This window comes from Bacillus sp. FSL R9-9530 (genome assembly GCF_038008145.1).
Classification (GTDB): domain Bacteria; phylum Bacillota; class Bacilli; order Bacillales; family Bacillaceae_G; genus Bacillus_A; species Bacillus_A mycoides.
In genome coordinates, this window is the sequence record NZ_JBBOYO010000001.1 from 1,773,080 (window position 1) to 1,793,357 (window position 20,278).

The window sequence follows — 20,278 nt, forward strand, 5'->3', positions numbered from 1 at the left end:
TGCTAGATTTCATTATAGCACTATTGAATACCATCTATAAACTTATATTAATGAATACAAATAAAAAGATTGATGTGAATTTCACATCAATCCTTCTTATTATTGTTGCTTCTCATATACATGATAATAGTACGTATACGGATTCTTTTCATCCGTTAAACCTTTTTCAACAAAAACTTCTTTCCAATTTGTCATATCCATTTCTGGGAAGAATGTATCTCCTTCAAATGCATGATGGATTTTTGTTATATATAACTTGTCTACGTAAGGTAAAAAGAGATCATAAATTTGTGCTCCGCCGAAAATAAAGATTTCCTCTTCATTTTTGCATAGTTCAAACACTTCTTCTACAGAATGTGCTACTTCACAACCTTCAACACGATACCCTTCATTACGTGTTACAATAATATTACGTCTTCCAGGCAGTGGTCTACCAATCGCTTCGTAGTTCTTTCTGCCCATAATAAGTGAATGGCCCATCGTTGTTTTCTTTACATACTGCAATTCACTTGGTAAACGCCAAGGTAAATTATTATCTTTGCCAATTACTCTATTCTCGTCCATTGCGACCATAAATGAAACAATCATTTTTTCATCTCCTCTACAATTATACTGCAACCGGTGCTTTAATTGCTGGGTGTGGATCATATCCTTCAATCGTTAAATCTTCCATTTCAAAATCAAACACAGATTTCACATCTGGATTTAATGTAAGTTTCGGGAATGGACGTGGTTCACGTGCCAATTGCTTTTCTACTTGTTCAAAATGATTCGTATAAATGTGTGCATCTCCAATTGTATGAACAAATTCTCCCACTTCAAGACCACATTCATGTGCGATTAAATGTGTTAGTAATGAGTAACTTGCAATGTTAAATGGAATTCCAAGGAATATGTCACCACTTCTTTGATATAACTGACAAGAAAGTTTGCCATCCGCTACATAAAACTGGAATAGCGTATGACAAGGTGGTAATGCCATACTTGGTACATCTTCAGGATTCCAGGCAGAAACAATTAAGCGACGGGAGTCTGGCGTTTTTTTAATCATTTCAATTACATCTTTTAATTGATCAAGCGTCTCACCAGCTGTCGTTTTCCAGGCACGCCACTGCTTTCCGTATACATCTCCTAAATAACCATATTTATTCGAGAAATCATCATCTTCTAAAACGTTCTTTTTAAACAATTCCATTTGCTCATCGTACTGCACTTTAAATTCCTCATCTTGTTGTGAGCGAAGACCGAAATCTGTCATATCAGGACCAGTATACTCATCGCTTTCTACCCAGCTCTTAAACGCCCATTCATTCCAAATATTATTATTATGTTGCAATAAATAGCGAATGTTTGTATCACCTTTCATAAACCAAAGCAGTTCACTTGCTACTAGGCGAAATGGCACTCTCTTTGTCGTTAATAAAGGAAATCCTTTACTTAGATCGAAACGCATTTGATATCCAAATACAGATACAGTACCTGTCCCTGTACGATCTTCTTTCTTCGTACCGTTCTCCATTACATGACGGCATAAATTTAAGTATTCATATTCAGCATGTTTCATATGTAAGAAAACCTTCTTTCAATCTTATATGAGATTTATCATAACATGAAAAACAGCGAATTTAATAATCCAAATTAATAAAAATTCTTTCAATATTTCTTACAAAATTATTAACTTTCAATATTAAAAAAGGTTTTCACTTTTCTATTACAGAAAGTATAGTGCGGAACATAAAAATTATATTTGGAGGTTGGAAGCATGTCTAAAATCAAAACTCCTGTTTTAAGTACGTTACAACATAAGGTTGAGAAGATGATGAAGGATTTACACGTTCCTGGAGCGGCTGTAGCTGTTATAAAAGATGGTGAGGTCATTATTTCAGAAGGTTTCGGCTATCGTAACATAGAGAAAAAAGAGGCTGTTACTCCGCAGACACGATTCGCAATCGGTTCTGCGACGAAAGCATTCGGTACACTTTCATTAAGCTTATTAGCACAGCAAAAAAAGTTTAATTGGGATACTCCTATCCAAACTTACGTATCTAACTTCTCTCTATCCGATATGCTCGCTAACTCGCAAGTTACAGGACGAGATTTAGCTTCTCATCGTACTGGGGTAAGTCGTCATGATGCTCTTTGGTACAGCTCTTCTTTAACTCGAAAAGATATAGTAGAAAAAATAAAACATTTATCACTTGATGCTCCGTTCCGCACAGCATTTCTTTATAACAACTTAATGTATGCGACAATTAGTTATATTGTGGAAAATATTACGAATCAAACATGGGAGCAATACGTTACAGAACATATTTTAGAGCCTTTAAATATGAGGCATACAAACTTCTCTGTTACAGACTCACAAAATACAGATGATTATGCTTTACCTTATATTGAAAATGACGGTGAAATAAAAGAAATTCCATTCCGAAATATCGATACAGTTGGAGCGGCTGGATGTATTAATTCTACCATTGAAGATATGGCAAAATGGGTTTTGCTTCATTTAAACGAAGGAAAAATAGAAAATCATGATTTGATTTCTACTGAACTACTCCAAGACATGTATACACCACACACTCCAATCCCGGATCAGCCAATGTTATCAACGAGTGAATCACCATTAAATAGCTATGGACTTGGTTGGTTTATTAGTGCTTACCGCGGTTATAAAATGATTCATCACGGCGGTAATATTGATGGGTTTTCTGCACTTGCGTCATTTATGCCAAACGAAAATATCGGTATTATCGTACTAACAAATTCTGGACAAACTTTACTTCCTACTTATATTACAAAGCATATTTACGATGAACTTCTCGGACTAGAATATATCAACTGGCATGAACGCGCTGTAGAAGATAGTGAAAAAATGAAAGAAATGATGAAAGAGGCAACTACATCACTTCCCGAACCAATAAAAGAGACTACCCCTTCTCATGCATTAGATGACTACACTGGAACTTTTGAGCATCCCGCTTATGGAACACTGAAAGTATACAAACAAGATGATTTCCTACATGTACAATTTATGGATATGGAATTTCAGCTAAAACATCATCATTACGACATCTTCTCAGCATCAATTAGTTTGTTCCAAATGAAAATGGGGCTTTTATTCGCTTATGATATGAATGTAAATGGTGAATTCCCGACTCTTCAATTACACGTACCTGCAACTTTAAGTACTCAGCCTCTTACATTTACGAAAATTAAATAACAAATTAAATAGAGGGAAGATTACTCTTCCCTCTATTATTTCGGAATTAGAAATTCACCTTGCAACCAATCCTATTATTGAATTTAATAAATGAAATGAGGATAACCCAAATGCTAAATTATTTATCGTTTTCTGACAGAAGACTCCTTCCTCAAAAATGTGAAGGTGTGAAACACCAATTTTAGGTGGGAGATGAATGTCAGTAGGCGTAAGCCTACGTTTTTTTGTATACTGTAGATATACGATGAAAAAGTGAGGTGCAACCTATGTTAGTAAATAAAGCATATAAATTTCGTATCTACCCGAATAAGAAACAAGAAATATTAATTGCTAAAACAATCGGTTGCAGTCGCTTTGTATTTAACTATTTCCTTGCTCTTTGGAATGATACGTATAAAGAAGCAAGAAAAGGGTTAACCTACTTTTCTTGCTCTGCCAAGCTTACTCAATTAAAGAAGCAACAGGATACGATTTGGTTAAAAGAAGTAGATAGTATCGCTCTTCAATCCACATTAAAAAACCTCGCAGATGCTTTTTCACGTTTTTTCAAGAAACAGAATGATATGCCTCGATTCAAGTCTAAAAAGAATACAGTTCAATCCTACACAACTAAGCAAACAAACGGAAATATTGGAATTGTAGGCAACACAATAAAATTACCGAAACTTGGCCTTGTTCGCTTTGCTAAAAGTCGTGAAGTAGAAGGGCGTATCTTGCATGCAACGATTCGTCGTAACCCAAGTGGTAAATACTTTGTATCTATCTTTGTTCAAACAAGCGTACAAGAAATGCCTAAAACTGATTCCACTTGTGGAATTGATGTTGGATTAAAAGATTTTGCCATTCTTTCTGATGGCACAACATACAAGAACCCTAAATTCTTCCGTACATTAGAAGAGAAGTTAGCGAAAGCACAACGTATCCTTTCTAGAAGAACAAAAGGTTCTTCGAACTGGAATAAACAACGTGTGAACGTTGCACGAATTCATGAACATATTGCAAATGCAAGAGCTGATTACTTACATAAACTTTCTACTGAAATCATCAAAAACCACGATGTTATCGGTATGGAAGACTTACAAGTCAGTAACATGCTCAAAAATAGAAAGCTTGCAAAAGCGATTAGTGAAGTATCTTGGTCACAATTTCGGACTATGTAGGAATATAAAGCAAAATGGTATGGCAAACAAGTTGTTATAGTATCTAAAACATTTGCTTCTAGTCAATTATGCTCCAATTGTGAATACAAAAACAAAGACGTTAAAAATCTAACCATTCGTGAGTGGGATTGCCCTTCTTGTGGCGCACATCACGATAGAGATCGAAATGCAGCACTCAATCTTAGAAATGAAGCAATTCGTCTCTTAACCGTAGGAACTACGGGGATAGCCTAATGAATTAGAAACCGTTAGGTTTCTGTACTTAGGAAACTCCCACTTCAAACAGTCCGTGAGAATGTTAAGTGGTGAGTAGTTCAACAAAACAGCTTAATGAACAAGCCATGCATTAATTATTATATTCCCTCAAAGGAAAAGACTTTCTTATTACCGATTCAATGAATGTGGAAGAACATCATTATTATTTGTGCGTTTATTTTTCTTATCTTTCCATATAAATTTTTTCAAACACATAAAAACAGTAACTGAAATAGCGACTCCAACTGTAACATCTGAAGCAAAATGGGCTCCTACCACAATACGACTCATTGGTACTAGTATCTTATTAGTTGGTTCATATAAACTATTGGATATTTGTAAGTCTGTAAATGCAAAGATACATAGTAAAATAGCGAAGCTGGAAATTAATATCACTTTTCTATTTCCCATCATTTCTCCTACTTTCCACTATGCTTTAATATAAAATTCCCCATCTCAATTGCTAAATCTTCACTTTGAGGATAAACCCCTACATTATCTCCATAAGCGTGCCCTAAACCACGATAAAGGACCGTTTCAGTATCCACTCCTTTTTTAGTCAATTTAGCTGCATACGCTAAACATTCTATCATTAAAAAATCATGCTCTCCTACCGTAATAAATGTACTTGGATAGTCTGGGGATACATCAACATATGGACTTAAATACTTCGAATGAATTTCTTTCGTACCCAGTACTTCTGACATACCTCCAACCATTGAATGCATTATATTAAGCATTTTTTCTAATCCTTTTTTATACTTAGGAGCAATTTCATATTTATCTATACTCCAAGAATAAAATTCATCTTCATAGTCACACATATTAAGTGTAGGATACAGAAGCAACTGTCCCTTCACGTACTTCCTACCATCTTCCATATCTTTAGTTGTACAATACTGTGTTAAGTTCCCTCCTGCACTATCACCTGCCACAAAGATATTATTCTTATCCCCGCCTAATGTATCAGCATTTTCATAAATCCACTTTAAAGTAGTGTAGCAATCTGTATGCCCAGTTGGAAAAGGATTTTCCGGAGCTAATCGATAATCCACAGAAACGGCTAGTATATCTGTTTTTTCTACTATCAATTTCACAAGTTCTTCTACTACATCTGGTGATCCTGCCATAAATCCACCACCATGAATAAAGTATAAAACTGGCGCATTCTCTTGTTTAGAAACACTGTTATAAATTCTTATCGGAATATCATATCCATCTTCCGCTTTCACTGTTTTATGCGTAATATTAACGTCTTTAGTGACAATTGGAACACTCTTAATTCCATTAAATTGTTTTCGCATATTCCTTACCGATTTTTCAGAAGCGTCCATTTTCATCATATTTTTAGGCATAAACCTCATTACATTCATTTGAACCTTCGTGTCCTTATAAAGACGTGGATCCATCGCTCCTTTTTCATCACAATCTGGTATGTTTTTTACTAAAACTTTCGCCCCCTGCACATTGATGGTTTCTTGTTTTTCTTGCATTTTTTCTAATAAGTCTAAGTCATATTTTCTAGTCATCTAATATTTCTCCCCTCTAAATTCAAGCGCTTTGATTATTCAGGATTATATAACTTCCCGTTTACTAAATAAAAATACGTTCCATGTACAAAATGTAACATGAAACGTTTTTTTATTGTTGTTCATATTTGATTCGATTATTGTCATTTTTTGATATGATATTTTTCCTATACTGTAATGGTGTATATCCGTATTTTTCTTTAAACTGTGAAATAAATGATTTTACATTTGGAAATCCGTGTTTCACTGCTATATCTTGTATAGAATTTGTACTATTAATAATATCTTCATACGCTTTATAGAGCCTGTATCTCGTTAAAAAAGTGGTGAAATTTGATCCGAACGATTTTTTGAACATACGGGAAAAATGTTCTTCACTTACAAAAAAATGTTTAGCTACATCTTTCAGTTTAAGTTCTTCATCATAATGTTTATAAATATACGTAATCATTTCTTTCTGTTTATTTCCAAGTTGATAATTATTGTCTATACTCTCTCCTTCTTTGCAATATCGCAATAGAATATAAACAATTTCATAAATTAAACTATTAATTTTTATGTAACTTAAATCATCAGAATTTGTGACTAACTCCTTTAATTCATAAAATATTTGCTGGAGGTTAGTTTTCTGAACAACTGATTCTTTTATATTAAATCTATATTTATCAAAATCTCCATTTACCTCTTTAAGAAATTCATAAGAAATAATTAACATCATTACTGCACAACTTGTATTTTTAACTTTTTCGAATTCATGAACATCGCCACTATTCACAAAAATAAATTCGCCAGCGGATACTTTCTTTTTTTGCCCATTCACATACAAGAAAACCTCTCCATATACGACTAGACTAATTTCAATACTTCTATGCCAGTGAGGAGGAATATAATAGTGAAAACCAGTAGGTAACATCGTGTCCTCTATATATTCAACCATTCCTGGAATTCTATCGCGTAATTTTATTTCTTCATATTTACCTTGCCTGATTTTCAATAGTCCACCCCCTTTTTATATTATAAAGTGAAACTTTAATCAGTGGGGATTTTGTTCATCCCCACTGATTATTAGCCTTCACCAATCGAGCGTTTACGGGCAGCAGGGCTTCCACCTAACTTCTTTGCTCAAGCCGAATTTTGAGGTGGGAGTTTTACTGCCCGGCAAATAGCGGGATAAAGTAGACGTCAAGGTTTTCATTCCTTCATAAAAAAACTACATACATAGTATGTAAAGAGACCGTCTCATGAGTTATTTACAAATAGCAGGTGTGAGATTTACCACCTGCTATCCTTATTTTTTATTCATCATTTCACTATCAAACCAGATTGGCTTTGATAATTCAAAGTTTTTATGATCCTCTAAAACTATAGTAAGACGTTCTAACGTATCATCTAACATATGCGGTGCTGCTCGTAAACTCCAGACAACTGAAGAAAAAACCGTCATGCCAACGTAAACCGCATATAATTTCCAAAACTCCTCTGGTATTCTCCCATTAAAGTATCCTTCTATTTGTCCGATTGAATATGGGATACTAATGTCTCTTGCAAATAATGCAATTTTTACGAAATCATGAAGTGGATCGCCCCAATCATAGCCGTTAAAATCAACAACACCTACATATTTCGCATCACGTACAATTATATTTTCTAAATGAAAATCATCGTGTTGAAATCGATTTGGGCGGTTCTTTAAATATTTTTCATTTTCATCTATAAACTTTATGATTTTATCATCATTTTTAATTCGTATTCCGCATGTTTTATATGCCTCTACATATTTTCGATGTTTTTTCATTGCTCTTTCATACCATGAGAGTATATCCTTAGGAGCTTCATGTGTATGCATTTTTGCTAAGTCTTTTCCTGCTGCTATACCAATATCATATTGTTCTCTTGGCGTATATGTAGGCAATAGCTTCTTAGCATCTTCTCCTTCTAAATATGAAAAAATACTATAACATAAATCTTCTTCCTCCAATATACCGAGTTCAATTGGTCTTTGAGCCTGCACGTTACGTTTTACCATTTCATTTAAAATTTGAAACTCTATTTTTTTCCTATCATACTCTTTTATATCACCTGTCCGTAATAAATATTTTTCATCATCAGTAGTCGTAATAATATATTTTTTATCAGGAGAGAAACCTTTAGAGATTTCTTCAATATTTGCAGCATCTTTTACTATTTGTATATTGTTTTTCCACGTTGTAATTATCTTCATGTCTATTCTCCTTACATTTCTGTATTCGCTGTATACGCAACCTCTACAATAAAGCCCTTCGGGTCATAAAAGTCTATTGTATAGTAACATCCGAATAATGATTCATTTCAATTGGACCACGTATAACCTTCACCTTATTGCCAGTAAGAAACTTTGCTACCCAAAATTCAATATGATAAATAACTGCTCGAAGTTTATTTATATTGAGAATGTGCCGCCTGTACTACTTGCACAATTTCCCCTGGCGTATTAACCATATAATCTGGCACGTCTCCTTTTACTGTCTCAATTACGTCATACCCCCAAGAAACCCAAATGACATTCACACCAGCTTTTTTACAAGCTGTAATATCACGTTGTTCATCACCGACATACAACAAATCTTGTTCTGTTAGCTTTTTCGACTTTAAAAATCTTTTAATCATTTTATCTTTACCAAACAAATTTTTAGAACAATACACTTCTTGAATATTTTCTATGCCATTACTATGTAAAAATGCCCTAATATGCTCTTCTGAGTTCGAAGATATAATCGCAATCCCGTAGTCTTTTTTATGTAATTCATCTAATACATCTTTCATCCCATGGAATAAAACGAGATCTTTTATAGCAGGTTGATATAATTTATAAAACTCTAACGCCAATATAGGAAGTTTATAAAGTGGTACATCGAGTTTTTTACATCTTTCAGAAATAGTCAATTTTCGTAAAGGCTCAATTTCTTCCTCACTAACTGTCTTATATCCATGCTTTTCAGCAAGTTGATTATAAATTGGTACAAATATATTTTGTGAATCTACTAATGTGCCATCAAAGTCAAAAACGATATATTTTTGCATCCCCATACTCCCTTTTCTTTTTTCCTAAACCTATGTTATTCAACAACATAAATGTCTTACCCTTTCATACACATAAAAAAAGAACAAGATTTTCTCTCGTTCTTTTTAAGACAACCATTTCGGCGGTACATTCGTATTCCAATAAATATTTCCTAACTCATGGTGTCCTGAATATCCATCATCAAAACGATGATAGTGGAAATTAAAATAATATCCATCTTGCGGTGGATGATCTCTCCTCACATGAAATCGCAGTAAGTCATTTCCTGATTTCGTGTCATAAACATGAAAAATCTTTTCATTATTTCCACCAGCCGGTCTTTGAGAAATCGCTAATGATTGCAAAGATTCTTCTGGCACATCATTTGCAAGTTCCGCAATTGCCTCTTCAATTTTAGGTAATACAACATCTTTAAATTCATCTTCAATTACAGGCCCAATTTTAGAGCCGAATTTTTGCATAGATTGCTTCTCTGCTTCTTGCATCGCATAGTTAACAAAAGTATCGGTGGTTAACCTATCATTTGTTTCTTCATATGTATAGGACGTACTCTCCAGATTTTGTTGCCCAGCTGTGCTCGTAGGCTTGTCCGCAGCTTTGGCATTATCAAGTAATATGGAAGGAGGCGTCACTAAACCAAACGTAAATACGGTAATTAATGCGACTAAGGTTTTTCTAAACCAATTTGGCATTTATGTTCCCTCCCCTTTCACTCATTATATTTTATATAACGGTTGTTTCTTCTATTATACAAAATGATTGTAATTTTTGCACTTTACAATTTTGTTAACGTTCACATATTTTTCACTTGAATATGAAATTGTAAGATTTCATACACTATAAATACAACAACAATGAGGGGGCAATCAGATGACTTTAGATGTCGTGTACTCCGCCGCAAGCATACTCCTTTTAGTATATTTTATTTACCAGTGTGTTACAGACTAGAAAAAGAGCCGCTTCCGGCTCTTTTTCTATGGTAAAAATACAATCCAACCAATGAATACTATAAAAATAACTCCAATAATTACTGCTGGTAATAAATAAAACTGAGAAAGGATGACCGTCCCGTATATGAATACGACTGGAAGGAGCAAATAACGATCCGCCTTCCACCTTAATAATAGTAATTCTCCTTCATCACAATATAAATGTAGAAACATTTTCTTCGTAAATTCATTCCAATAATCACGCGCATAGCGAGAAATAGCAACTATAGCAAATACAAGAATAATAGCTGTTATCCACTGCGGAGTCACGATAATACTTACAGTACTTATACATACAATTTGAACATAAAATATTAAAGCACTACTTGTACGCAAAAATTCTTTTAAAAAAGCTTCTACAATACGCGAATCAGAATTTTTTCCTAATATCTTTTTAGACCGAGGGAACATCCACGGTTTTTTATTCGAACTACTTGGTTTAGCTGCATGACCACCAACTTGCATAATCCCTACAGTCCAGCGCATACTTTCTTCTTTTTCTTTCTCAACTTCTTTAAAAAAGAAATTTTTATAATTCATCTTTTCTTTTACTAAGACTACAGTAAGTACAGCTACTAGGCCGGTAAATAATATGAAATACAATGGATTTTTAAAAATGAAAAATACACTGATTCCAAAATAGACTAAACTTAAAGAAAATATAACATCTTTTATAATCAATAAAACCCATCGTTTCCCCACACGTACATTTATGAATCTCGTCAACAACGATAGCATAAATCGAAAAACAGTAAAGAACATCCAGAACAGTACGATTTGTATAATTGTCGCTCCCATACTTTTCATCAATATAGGCAGCATAATGAATACTACAATTGCGTTCGTTATTGCAATCCGAATTAACGTATATATAATGCCAAGCTTCATTAATTTTCGCATATGATTTGGGTACGAAATTAAAAATAAACTATCTGCTTGTTCAAAAAATGAGCGAACTCCTCTTGAAAATGTGACAAAATAAAACGCAAGTAAACCTAACCCAAAATAAATGTTCTCTTCCATCGATAATTCTTTCATCCATAGTGAACGATAATAGATCCCCGCAAATATAAGTGCTGGAATAATAATATATAATGCTACTGTCCAATCTGTTACAGAACGAATCGCTTTCCATTTTCTTTGCAATTCATGACGTAACCTTTTATTAAACTGTTGTTTAATCATTTTGTTCCCGCCTTACAATTGCATCGAAACAATCTAACAGTGTACGTCCTGGCATTTCTGCTAACGATTGGATCGCCTCTAAATGCCCATCTGCTACTAATGTACCTTGCGAAATGAGTAAAAATCTTTCACAAATTCTTTCAGCTGTATCCAGCACGTGCGTACAAAGTAATATACCTGCTCCTCGCTCTTTTTCTTTATATAAATAATTCAAAAAGTCTTTCGTGGCTACTGGATCTAAACCGATAAAAGGCTCATCAATAATATAGAAATCTGGCTCTGTTAAAAATGCTAATATTAGCATCGATTTTTGTTTCATACCTTTTGAAAATTTTGATATGTATTCGTGTATATGTTTTTCCATTCGAAACGTATGTAATAATTCTTTTGCTTTGTCCTCCCAATGTCCCTCTTCATTTCCACGGGCAGCCATTAACAATTCAATATGCTCCCATAGAGTTAAATAATCATAATAAGTGGGATGCTCCGGTACATATGCATATGGATTTTTCTTTTCACCAAACGAGATTTCACCATCCATATTGACAAGCAAACCGAGTATCGACTTAATTGTCGTACTCTTTCCTACGCCATTTGCACCAATAAGAGCCACTAACTCTCCTTTTTCAATTGCAAATGCAATATCATGAACTGTCTTTTCACCAATTTCATATCCGGCTGAGCGGATATTCACCTCTAACATAATACTTACCTTCTTTCCATTTACATTACAATCAAGGAAAATGATAACATATCCCTCTTAATATAGTATTATATCACTTCTGATATATTTATTTCTGTAGCAGGAAAAAGCATATTTCAAGAGAATACTTAATGTTTATAGATTTTAATTTAAATTGAAAGGACTATAACTATGACAAACATTGAAGCAATATTCATTGATCGTGACGGAACAATTGGCGGTGATACTACAATACATTATCCAGGTTCTTTCACATTATTTCCTTTTACAAAGGAATCTTTACAAAAGTTAAAAGCACAAAATATTAAACTATTCTCTTTTACGAATCAACCAGGTATCGCGGATGGAAAAGCAACTGCGAATGATTTTACGAAAGAATTAAAAGAGTTTGGTTTTGATGATATTTATCTATGTCCTCATAAACATGGTGATGGATGTGAATGCCGCAAACCGAGCGCAGGTATGCTCCTGCAAGCAGCGGAAAAACATGGGCTTGATTTAACAAAATGCGCTGTAATCGGTGATCGCTGGACGGATATTGTTGCTGGGGCAAAAGTAAATGCAACGACTATATTGGTTCAAACTGGCGCTGGATATGATGCTTTACATACATTCCGAGATAAATGGGCACATATTGAACCAAACTACATCGCAGAAAACTTTGAAGATGCTACAAATTGGATTTTAAATCATCAATAAAAAAATTAAATGAGACGTCTTCACATTGAAAACGTCTCATTTAACTATATATATTTCAAAAAGTTAATTCATAATGGAAATAACGATTATCTCTCAAGTATCCATTTTCAGCGTATAATCGCTGAGCTGATAAATTATCAATCTCTGTTTGTAATTTCACACCTTTTGCGCCATTTTCTAAGGCAAATTCTTTTGCAGCTTCTAACAATTTTTTACCTGTTCCGGCTCCGCGCTTCGCCTTTTGTACAAACAGATCATTTAAAATCCATAACTCTTTCATCGAAATAGAAGAAAATGATGGATATAGTTGCGTGAATCCGATATATTCTCCATCTTCAACTGCCACGAAAATAATGGATTCTTTTCTCTCGATTCGATTTCGTAAAAACACTTTTGCTCCTTCAATATCGGAATCTTGTCGATAAAATACGCGATAGTTATTAAAAACAGATGCTAGTCCATCTAAATCTGCAATTGTTGCCTCATATATTCTCATTTTGTTTTATTCCCCTTCCAATATTGTTTCATAATATCCGTTACCCATTTAGGCTGTAGAATTTCTTCTTTCGGCATAAACTCTTTCATTATCGGCTTTATATCCAATATAGGGGTGCCATCAATAGCATCTAACCCCTCAACAATAATTGATTTACCTTCTCTTTTGATCACCTTTACAATTGTAGCTCCTATGCGATTCGGACGATTTTTCCCGCGCTGTGCAAAAATGCCTACTTTAGGATAATCATTATTATTTCTAGGATGTCTAGCAAAATATTGAATTTGTTCATCAGTTACTTTATGAAAATAAAAGACAACTTCAATATGAGAAAAATCTTCAATCCCTTGTATACTTTCCTCTGTATACATATCAGTTAAAGTAATATAGGATCTTACTTCTCCCCACTCATCATCTTTTATTTCCTTTCTTTCATTATGTACAAATGCGATTGGCTGAACTGAAAACATCCGCATTCCCCCTTAAATGTAACCACTTACATTATAAAATATTTTCTGAATGTTTTCCAGACAAATGAGTTGAGTTTACATAATATAATTACAATCTATTATCTAAAGCGAAATTGACTGCTTCAATCGCATGTATATGCGTTGTATCAAATATCGGAACTGATATGTCTTCCTGCTTTATTAATAACCCTATTTCTGTACACCCTAATATTATTCCTTGCGCCCCTTTTTGCACTAACTCTTCTATAACTCTTTTATAATACTCTCTAGATTGAGATGTTATCTTTCCTAAACATAATTCTTTGTATATTACTTCATTTATTTTTTCTCTATCTTTTCCTAATGGTACTATTACTTTTATATCATTCTCTTCTATACGTGATTTATAGAAATCTTGCTCCATCGTATATTTTGTTCCAAGCAGACCAACCGATTGAATACCTTTTCTATTTATTTCTTTTGCAGTTGCATCCGCAATATGTAATACTGGAATGTTAATATTCTCCTTTATTTTCTCAACTACTTTATGCATTGTATTTGTGCAAATGATTATAAAGTCTGCTCCTCCTTTCTGCAATGAATACGCCGTATTCCCTAATACTTCTCCTGCTCCCTCCCAATCTCCGCTAGACTGGAATCGTTCAATCTCTTCAAAATTCACACTATTAATCAGACATTTTGCTGAATGTAATCCACCTAATCTACTTTTTATTTCTTCATTTAAAATTCGATAGTATTCAGAAGTTGATTCCCAACTCATACCACCTATAAGACCTATCGTTTTCATAGTAAAAACACCTACCTAAACTATTTTTATAAAACCAATAACAATATTTTATTATGTATATTATACACAATAAAACAAGACTTTAAATTTATAATATAAAGTCTTGTTTTAACTATTTCCAAGGAAATTTTATTATAATATTCTGAAATTAAAACCCTGATGTTTTTATAGCATCTTCATATTGATAATTAAAACACTCTCGATACAACTGTTTGATTTCATCATAAGAAGGAACTCGTGGATTATTTCCTGGGCTACCACTTGCAATTGCATCTTTCGCCATTTTAGAAATAGCATTTTCAAATTCAACTTCGTCAATTCCGTATTCTCTTAAATTAGGAATACGAAGATCAAAACAAAGTTTCTTAATTTCAGCAATCGTGTAGTTCGCTACTTCTTCATCAGAATGAGAATACAAATCTTTGTTTAAGCTACGTCCTACTTCTGCTAACCTTTTTATTGCACTCATTTTTGTAAACTCTAAAACTGTAGGTAATAGTATTGCATTCGATATTCCATGTGGTACATGGAATAATGCTCCCACTGGACGGGACATACCATGCACTAATGTAACAGATGCATTCGAAAAAGCAATCCCAGCTTGTAATGAAGCAATCATCATTGCTTCCCTTGCTTCCATATTATCTCCATCTTCATATGCGATACGTAAATATTTCATAATGCTTTCAATAGCTGAAAGAGCAAGAACATCTGTAAGAGGTTGTGAAACTTTAGAAATATAAGCTTCAATTGCATGGCATAATGCATCTACTCCCGTTGCTGCAGTAATATGAGGTGGTACCGAACTTGTAAAAATCGGGTCTATTATAGCAACATGAGGGATAAAGCTTGGATGTTTTATCATCATTTTCACATCTGTTTTTTTATTTGTAATTACTGCTACACTTGTTACTTCCGATCCAGTACCAGAAGTCGTAGGGATTGCGATTAGCGGTAGTGGATTGTATTCTATTTCTATATCCTTTTGGACGTAATCTTCAATTTCTCCACCATTTGTATATAACACTGCTACTGCTTTCGCAGCATCAATACAGCTTCCTCCTCCAATACCTATGATAAAATCGCATTTTCCTTCTTTACAAATAGATAACGCTTCCAATACGTGTAAATTTGTAGGCTCAGTGTTTACTTCATTGTACGTAATAACAGTAATCCCTTTCGCATTTAAGTGATCCACACATCTTTCAACATAACCGAAACTCTCCATAATTGTATCACTGACAATAAAAGCCCTTTTCCCTAACTTTCTTGATTGATCCCCTAGTTTTTCAAACGAATTTCTTCCATATAATACAGACTTCGGCATACGAAACTCAGCAACTTCTTGCAAGTACTCCACCCCTTCTATTTATAATAAATATTTGCAACTACTCAGCCATGCATTTCATTCAGAAGTTTGATAAAGTCTATTATTCCAGTTAAAATAAGCCCCCTTATTAATATACTTTGTTTTAAAACTTTGCGCGTGGCAGGAAAGGCCCTGACCGCTCCTATAAATAGCCAGGTCCTCTCTCGACCAACTTAAAAAACTTTTCTGCCGATTTTTCATAGAGTGACTGAGTAGTTACAATAAATATTTTATTATGTAAAATATCAATCTAATAAATATTTTCTTTTCGTATATTAACTAGTATTAATAGATCCCTGTTAAAGTATAGAATGCGATGACTGCAAATACAGCAATCGTTTTCAAAATTGTAATAGCAAATATATCTTTATATGACTGTTTATGTGTTAATCCTGTTACCGTTAGAATAGTAATAATTGCACCATTATGTGGTAATGTATCCATTCCGCCTGATGCCATTGATACAATGCGGTGCATAACTTCTAATGGAATATCATATTGATTGGCCGCTGCAATAAATTTATCCCCCATCGCACTTAACACAATTCCCATTCCGCCTGATGCTGAACCTGTAATTCCAGCTAAAATATTCGTCGTTACTGCCCCATTTACTAATGGATTCGTGAAAGTTGCAGAGATGCTATCTCTCATAATTGCAAAGCCTGGAAGTGCTGCAATAACACCACCAAATCCAAACTCCGCGCCTGTATTCATTGTTGCAAGTAGCGCTCCACCAATACTTGTATTCAATCCAGCTTGAAATCCAGTTACTACTCGTTTCCAATATAATAAAAGCGTTGATAAAATCCCTATAATAAGTGCCAATTCTACAGACCAAATCCCAACTACCGCACTTAATTCAACTTTTCCAAATGCTTTCATACCAATAGCTGAGAAATCAAAACCATCTGGATACCACTTTGGTATCATGATTGTGAAAACTTTATTCATTACACCTACTAAAATAAGTGGTACAAACGCAATTACTTGCTGTACTCTTGTAATTTCAATACCGCTTAATATCGGCATATCTTTTTGTTCTAATTGCAAAGATGCTGCCATTTCAGAATTTCCATCGTTAAAACCAAAATACCCTTCTCCTGCTGCTTTTGCCTTCTTACGCTTACTCTCTAAATAAAGTAAACCTAACGTTAAAACAAAAATTGCGCCTAAAATACCAAGTATCGGTGCTGCATAAATATCAGTTTTAAAAAAAGTTGTAGGTATTACATTTTGAATTTGTGGTGATCCAGGAAGCGCATCCATTGTAAATGTCGCTGCTCCAAGAACGATTGTGCCAGGGATTAAACGTTTTGGAATATCCGCTTGTCGAAACAACTTAGCCGCAAACGGAAATATAGCGAACACCACTACATACACACTAACACCGCTATACGTTAAAATAGCTCCCATTAAAACAATCGCTAAAATTGTACGTTTTTCTCCAACTAACTCTACAATCGTCTTTGCGATGGAATCAGCGATTCCTGACATTTCTACTACTTTCCCAAATATTGCTCCAAGTAAAAACACAGGGAAATATAATTTAATAAATCCTACCATTTTCTCCATAAAAATATTTGAAAAGAAAGGTAATACAAAACTAGGCTCTGTCAAAAATACCGCAAATAATGCAAAAATAGGTGCGAATAATATTACAGAAAATCCTTTATATGCTACAAACATGAGTAAACTAAGTGCTAATAAAATAATAACTAGCTCCAATTATAACCCTCCTTTTAAACTGAAAATTCAATCTTTTAACGACGAACTTTTACTCGTATTTCGAACCCTTTTATTTCATGACATTCCTCCTCTTTTTATCCCGCTATTTGCGGGCAGTAAGACTCCCACCTTAAAATTCAGCAAATGTGCAGAAGCTAGGCGGGATATCAACTGCTCGTAACAGCCCGATTGGTGAGGGCTGATAATCAGTGCCGGATGGACAAAACTTCCACTGATTAAAGTTTCACTTTATTACAAATTTTTCATGCTAAAATTGTCTAATTATAGTATTCGATTACATATGTAAAATCCCTTTAAACAAAAACGATTTCATCGTCATATGTTATAAAGGGATTTCTAGGTTCTATTTCTATAGTTTTATCGTACTATTCTCTATACAAAAGCTTTGTAGCTCTTCGACATCTTTCACTATATGAATCGCCCCAGCATCACTCAATTCAATCTCACTACCATATCCATACAATACACCTATTGAAGAAATTCCGTTACTGTTCGCACCGATTACGTCATGCTTTCTATCACCAATCATCACCATTTCTTCTTTTTTGAGTTCTTCATTTGTTTGTAAAATATGAGCAATTATTTCTTCCTTTTTTATTCTTGTCCCATCTAAATTACTCCCAACAATCTCTTCAAAAAAAGATGTTAACTGAAAGTGCTCTATTACTTGTTTCGCAAATACAGTAGGCTTTGAAGTTGCTACAAACAAACGATTGCCAGCATCCTTTAATTCTTGCAATAGGGCTGTAATTCCATCGTATACTTTATTCTCTAATAAACCACTTTGCTTTAAATATTCCCGAAAGTAAAACACCGCTCGTTCTACTTCTATTTCATTCATATTATATCTATCTGCAAAAGATTGTTGAATTGGTGGACCGATAAATGAATCTAACTCACTTATATTCACTTCTTCAATCCCCATTTTTTCTAACACGTATAGAACAGCATTGATTATCCCTTCTTTCGGATCAGTTAATGTTCCATCTAAATCAAATAGAAATGTTGTATACATATTTAATTCCCCCACTGATTTTATATGTACCCTATTAAGGCCATGCTCCTACTTATCCCTTTACTATACTATCACCATCTAACTTTTCAGAAAATTACTTTTTCTAACCCTTATACTTTCAGTTACAAAATCACAAAAGATATGATAAAGTAAAAAAGTTACAATTATTTTAATAGAAACTGGTGAAACAAATGTCAATTACATTAATTTTTATAATGGCTTTCACAATTGTTATCCACGCAGTCGAAACTAGTTCTTATAGTATTCGATTAGCTGGTGTTCGTTTAAAAAAGATTGTCGTTGCCTTATCTGTCGTAGGAATGGTATTACTTATTTCAAGAACGTCAAATTTACTACAAGCCTTTTTAATTGGCGGGATTGTCGATGACGCAAAACGAGATGCTTCTATTAATTTAGAACATACTATACGACTTGTACTATTATCTGCTTCCATCGGTACATTACTTGCGATTATTCTTTATCCAACTTTGACAAAACTATTTGGATATGTCATTCAAAACTTTGAAACAGATGGTTCTTTCATTCGAATGATGAAAACAAATAACATTCAAAAATTAAAGTACACAAAAAAATATGTGCGCTTTCCAAGATTTGAAATGATTCATAGATTGCGTATCGGTGGTATCCCAAAGCGTATTATGCTTATTAACATGTTTGCTACTGCAATTTATACAGCAGGTGTTCTTTCTGCCCTTTATGCTTCTTTTCTAAATCCAGATTACGCAACAAATGCAAGTACAGCTTCTGGCCTTGTGAATGGTTTTGCTACAATTTTATTAACAGTGTTACTCGATCCACGTATAGCACTTTTGACAGAACGTGCTTTACAATCAGAAAATGGCGCTGAATCTATGAGTAAAATGTATGGTTGGCTAATGATTTCTAGACTTCTCGGCACCTTATTAGCACAACTTTTATTTGTACCAGGTGCTCACTGGATTTTATGGATTATTGAGCTGATGCATTAATCTACTAGGAAGGTGTATTTATCAATGAATATAAAAACAGAGCAAGATTTAATTCACTTAATAGAAAACGACGAATGGATGATGAATGTATTACAATTGGCAAAATCACTAGAGCTACCTGATTGGTGGATTTGCGCTGGGTTTGTCCGTTCTAAAATTTGGGATACTTTACATAACTACGAAGTAAGAACGGCTACGCCAGATGTCGATGTCATTTATTATGATCCATTACATAAAGATGAGGCGTACGAACAATCATTAAAACAGAAGCTGGCGAATATGGATGCCTCTATCCCTTGGTCAGTAAAAAATCAAACTCGCATGCATGTAGTGAATGGAATGCCACCATACTCTTCTTCTGTTGATGCTATTTCTAAATTTCCTGAAACAGCAACCGCTTTAGGAGTTACGCTTGACGAGCAAAACAATGTCATATTAACAGCTCCATGTGGAATTGAAGATGTACTTTCATTACAAGTGAAACCTACACCTCATTTTCTGGAAACGAAAGAACGAATACATATGTACAACAAAAGAGTTAATCAAAAGAAATGGCAAAGTAAATGGCCTAATATTACAATCACTTATCCAGAAATTTAAAATAG

General features: G+C 34.0%; 20 protein-coding genes and 2 pseudogenes. 5 read left to right on the top strand and 17 right to left on the bottom strand.

Going from position 1 to position 20,278, the window contains the following annotated elements; all coding sequences use genetic code 11:
* Nucleotides 1-99 precede the first annotated feature (99 nt).
* Entirely contained in the window at nt 100-588 is a 489-nt protein-coding gene (locus tag MKX66_RS08825; protein WP_002031690.1) for a dihydrofolate reductase, read from the bottom strand.
* Nucleotides 589-607: 19 nt separating this feature from the next.
* On the bottom strand, nt 608-1,564 hold the full coding sequence (locus MKX66_RS08830) for a thymidylate synthase (RefSeq protein ID WP_151627919.1): 957 nt from the start codon (nt 1,562-1,564) through the stop codon (nt 608-610).
* A gap of 198 nt (nt 1,565-1,762) precedes the next feature.
* On the opposite strand from MKX66_RS08830, the gene MKX66_RS08835 reads away from it, so the two are divergent.
* Nucleotides 1,763-3,220 carry a serine hydrolase gene (locus MKX66_RS08835; RefSeq protein WP_341085932.1) on the top strand — a complete coding sequence of 486 codons (1,458 nt, stop codon included), beginning with the start codon at nt 1,763-1,765 and terminating at the stop codon, nt 3,218-3,220.
* 266 nt (nt 3,221-3,486) lie between these two features.
* Nucleotides 3,487-4,614 (top strand): annotated as a pseudogene (tnpB, locus tag MKX66_RS08840) (IS200/IS605 family element RNA-guided endonuclease TnpB).
* A 150-nt stretch (nt 4,615-4,764) separates the two neighbouring features.
* On the opposite strand, the gene MKX66_RS08845 reads toward tnpB, so the two are convergent.
* From MKX66_RS08845 to MKX66_RS08880, 9 genes and pseudogenes are all read right to left on the bottom strand, one after another.
* The gene (locus MKX66_RS08845) at nt 4,765-5,046 is read right to left on the bottom strand and encodes a phosphatase PAP2 family protein (RefSeq protein ID WP_002085886.1); all 282 of its coding nucleotides are present in this window, start codon (nt 5,044-5,046) and stop codon (nt 4,765-4,767) included.
* An 8-nt stretch (nt 5,047-5,054) separates the two neighbouring features.
* Nucleotides 5,055-6,164 (bottom strand): alpha/beta hydrolase, encoded by a 1,110-nt coding sequence (locus tag MKX66_RS08850; RefSeq protein ID WP_242308474.1) that lies wholly within the window; start codon nt 6,162-6,164, stop codon nt 5,055-5,057.
* A 112-nt stretch (nt 6,165-6,276) separates the two neighbouring features.
* Nucleotides 6,277-7,158 carry an AraC family transcriptional regulator gene (locus MKX66_RS08855; RefSeq protein WP_341085935.1) on the bottom strand — a complete coding sequence of 294 codons (882 nt, stop codon included), beginning with the start codon at nt 7,156-7,158 and terminating at the stop codon, nt 6,277-6,279.
* A gap of 294 nt (nt 7,159-7,452) precedes the next feature.
* Nucleotides 7,453-8,385, bottom strand: coding sequence for an aminoglycoside phosphotransferase family protein (locus MKX66_RS08860; RefSeq protein ID WP_341085936.1), 933 nt, complete (start codon nt 8,383-8,385; stop codon nt 7,453-7,455).
* A gap of 11 nt (nt 8,386-8,396) precedes the next feature.
* Nucleotides 8,397-8,545, bottom strand: a pseudogene (locus tag MKX66_RS30845) (VOC family protein); the annotation flags it as partial.
* Nucleotides 8,546-8,579: 34 nt separating this feature from the next.
* On the bottom strand, nt 8,580-9,224 hold the full coding sequence (locus MKX66_RS08865; RefSeq protein WP_341087637.1) for an HAD family hydrolase: 645 nt from the start codon (nt 9,222-9,224) through the stop codon (nt 8,580-8,582).
* Nucleotides 9,225-9,329: 105 nt separating this feature from the next.
* Nucleotides 9,330-9,917, bottom strand: a complete 588-nt coding sequence (locus MKX66_RS08870) for a YpjP family protein (RefSeq protein WP_002031682.1) — start codon at nt 9,915-9,917, stop codon at nt 9,330-9,332.
* A gap of 282 nt (nt 9,918-10,199) precedes the next feature.
* A complete protein-coding gene (locus MKX66_RS08875; RefSeq protein ID WP_061688413.1) occupies nt 10,200-11,399 on the bottom strand; it encodes an ABC transporter permease in 1,200 nt (399 codons plus the stop codon).
* Nucleotides 11,392-12,102 (bottom strand): ABC transporter ATP-binding protein, encoded by a 711-nt coding sequence (locus MKX66_RS08880; RefSeq protein ID WP_002141616.1) that lies wholly within the window; start codon nt 12,100-12,102, stop codon nt 11,392-11,394. Before MKX66_RS08880 ends, MKX66_RS08875 begins: the two co-directional genes overlap by 8 nt.
* Nucleotides 12,103-12,273: 171 nt before the next feature.
* On the opposite strand from MKX66_RS08880, the gene MKX66_RS08885 reads away from it, so the two are divergent.
* Nucleotides 12,274-12,801, top strand: coding sequence for an HAD-IIIA family hydrolase (locus tag MKX66_RS08885; RefSeq protein ID WP_016102095.1), 528 nt, complete (start codon nt 12,274-12,276; stop codon nt 12,799-12,801).
* Nucleotides 12,802-12,856: 55 nt separating this feature from the next.
* Here the strand turns inward: MKX66_RS08885 and MKX66_RS08890 are convergent, their stop codons facing one another.
* From MKX66_RS08890 to MKX66_RS08915, 6 genes are all read right to left on the bottom strand, one after another.
* The gene (locus tag MKX66_RS08890) at nt 12,857-13,297 is read right to left on the bottom strand and encodes a GNAT family N-acetyltransferase (protein ID WP_002085894.1); all 441 of its coding nucleotides are present in this window, start codon (nt 13,295-13,297) and stop codon (nt 12,857-12,859) included.
* On the bottom strand, nt 13,294-13,767 hold the full coding sequence (locus MKX66_RS08895) for an SAM-dependent methyltransferase (RefSeq protein ID WP_002085895.1): 474 nt from the start codon (nt 13,765-13,767) through the stop codon (nt 13,294-13,296). Before MKX66_RS08895 ends, MKX66_RS08890 begins: the two co-directional genes overlap by 4 nt.
* Before the next feature lie 88 nt (nt 13,768-13,855).
* On the bottom strand, nt 13,856-14,554 hold the full coding sequence (locus tag MKX66_RS08900; RefSeq protein WP_002012596.1) for an aspartate/glutamate racemase family protein: 699 nt from the start codon (nt 14,552-14,554) through the stop codon (nt 13,856-13,858).
* Nucleotides 14,555-14,702: 148 nt separating this feature from the next.
* Nucleotides 14,703-15,905: an iron-containing alcohol dehydrogenase gene (locus MKX66_RS08905; protein WP_033709032.1), complete on the bottom strand. Its 1,203-nt coding sequence runs from the start codon at nt 15,903-15,905 to the stop codon at nt 14,703-14,705.
* 303 nt (nt 15,906-16,208) lie between these two features.
* Nucleotides 16,209-17,648 (bottom strand): GntP family permease, encoded by a 1,440-nt coding sequence (locus tag MKX66_RS08910; protein WP_033709030.1) that lies wholly within the window; start codon nt 17,646-17,648, stop codon nt 16,209-16,211.
* A gap of 370 nt (nt 17,649-18,018) precedes the next feature.
* Nucleotides 18,019-18,684 (bottom strand): HAD family hydrolase, encoded by a 666-nt coding sequence (locus MKX66_RS08915; RefSeq protein ID WP_215591207.1) that lies wholly within the window; start codon nt 18,682-18,684, stop codon nt 18,019-18,021.
* Between the two features lie 191 nt (nt 18,685-18,875).
* Here MKX66_RS08915 and MKX66_RS08920 point away from each other — a divergent pair, with 191 nt between their 5' ends.
* Both MKX66_RS08920 and MKX66_RS08925 read left to right on the top strand, forming a co-directional pair.
* Nucleotides 18,876-19,673 (top strand): lipid II flippase family protein, encoded by a 798-nt coding sequence (locus MKX66_RS08920; protein WP_002141610.1) that lies wholly within the window; start codon nt 18,876-18,878, stop codon nt 19,671-19,673.
* 24 nt (nt 19,674-19,697) lie between these two features.
* On the top strand, nt 19,698-20,273 hold the full coding sequence (locus MKX66_RS08925) for a nucleotidyltransferase family protein (protein WP_002012589.1): 576 nt from the start codon (nt 19,698-19,700) through the stop codon (nt 20,271-20,273).
* Nucleotides 20,274-20,278 lie beyond the last annotated feature (5 nt).

Excerpts from the sequence above, each read along its gene's own strand:
- MKX66_RS08875 (WP_061688413.1), bottom strand. The coding sequence starts at position 11,399 with ATGATTAAACAACAGTTTAATAAAAGGTTACGTCATGAATTGCAAAGA.
- MKX66_RS08825 (WP_002031690.1), bottom strand. The coding sequence starts at position 588 with ATGATTGTTTCATTTATGGTCGCAATGGACGAGAATAGAGTAATTGGC.
- MKX66_RS08830 (WP_151627919.1), bottom strand. The coding sequence starts at position 1,564 with ATGAAACATGCTGAATATGAATACTTAAATTTATGCCGTCATGTAATG.
- MKX66_RS08835 (WP_341085932.1), top strand. The coding sequence starts at position 1,763 with ATGTCTAAAATCAAAACTCCTGTTTTAAGTACGTTACAACATAAGGTT.
- MKX66_RS08880 (WP_002141616.1), bottom strand. The coding sequence starts at position 12,102 with ATGTTAGAGGTGAATATCCGCTCAGCCGGATATGAAATTGGTGAAAAG.
- MKX66_RS08900 (WP_002012596.1), bottom strand. The coding sequence starts at position 14,554 with ATGAAAACGATAGGTCTTATAGGTGGTATGAGTTGGGAATCAACTTCT.
- MKX66_RS08895 (WP_002085895.1), bottom strand. The coding sequence starts at position 13,767 with ATGTTTTCAGTTCAGCCAATCGCATTTGTACATAATGAAAGAAAGGAA.
- MKX66_RS08845 (WP_002085886.1), bottom strand. The coding sequence starts at position 5,046 with ATGGGAAATAGAAAAGTGATATTAATTTCCAGCTTCGCTATTTTACTA.
- MKX66_RS08925 (WP_002012589.1), top strand. The coding sequence starts at position 19,698 with ATGAATATAAAAACAGAGCAAGATTTAATTCACTTAATAGAAAACGAC.
- MKX66_RS08885 (WP_016102095.1), top strand. The coding sequence starts at position 12,274 with ATGACAAACATTGAAGCAATATTCATTGATCGTGACGGAACAATTGGC.
- MKX66_RS08870 (WP_002031682.1), bottom strand. The coding sequence starts at position 9,917 with ATGCCAAATTGGTTTAGAAAAACCTTAGTCGCATTAATTACCGTATTT.
- MKX66_RS08860 (WP_341085936.1), bottom strand. The coding sequence starts at position 8,385 with ATGAAGATAATTACAACGTGGAAAAACAATATACAAATAGTAAAAGAT.
- MKX66_RS08920 (WP_002141610.1), top strand. The coding sequence starts at position 18,876 with ATGTCAATTACATTAATTTTTATAATGGCTTTCACAATTGTTATCCAC.
- MKX66_RS08865 (WP_341087637.1), bottom strand. The coding sequence starts at position 9,224 with ATGCAAAAATATATCGTTTTTGACTTTGATGGCACATTAGTAGATTCA.
- MKX66_RS08915 (WP_215591207.1), bottom strand. The coding sequence starts at position 18,684 with ATGTATACAACATTTCTATTTGATTTAGATGGAACATTAACTGATCCG.
- MKX66_RS08850 (WP_242308474.1), bottom strand. The coding sequence starts at position 6,164 with ATGACTAGAAAATATGACTTAGACTTATTAGAAAAAATGCAAGAAAAA.
- MKX66_RS08890 (WP_002085894.1), bottom strand. The coding sequence starts at position 13,297 with ATGAGAATATATGAGGCAACAATTGCAGATTTAGATGGACTAGCATCT.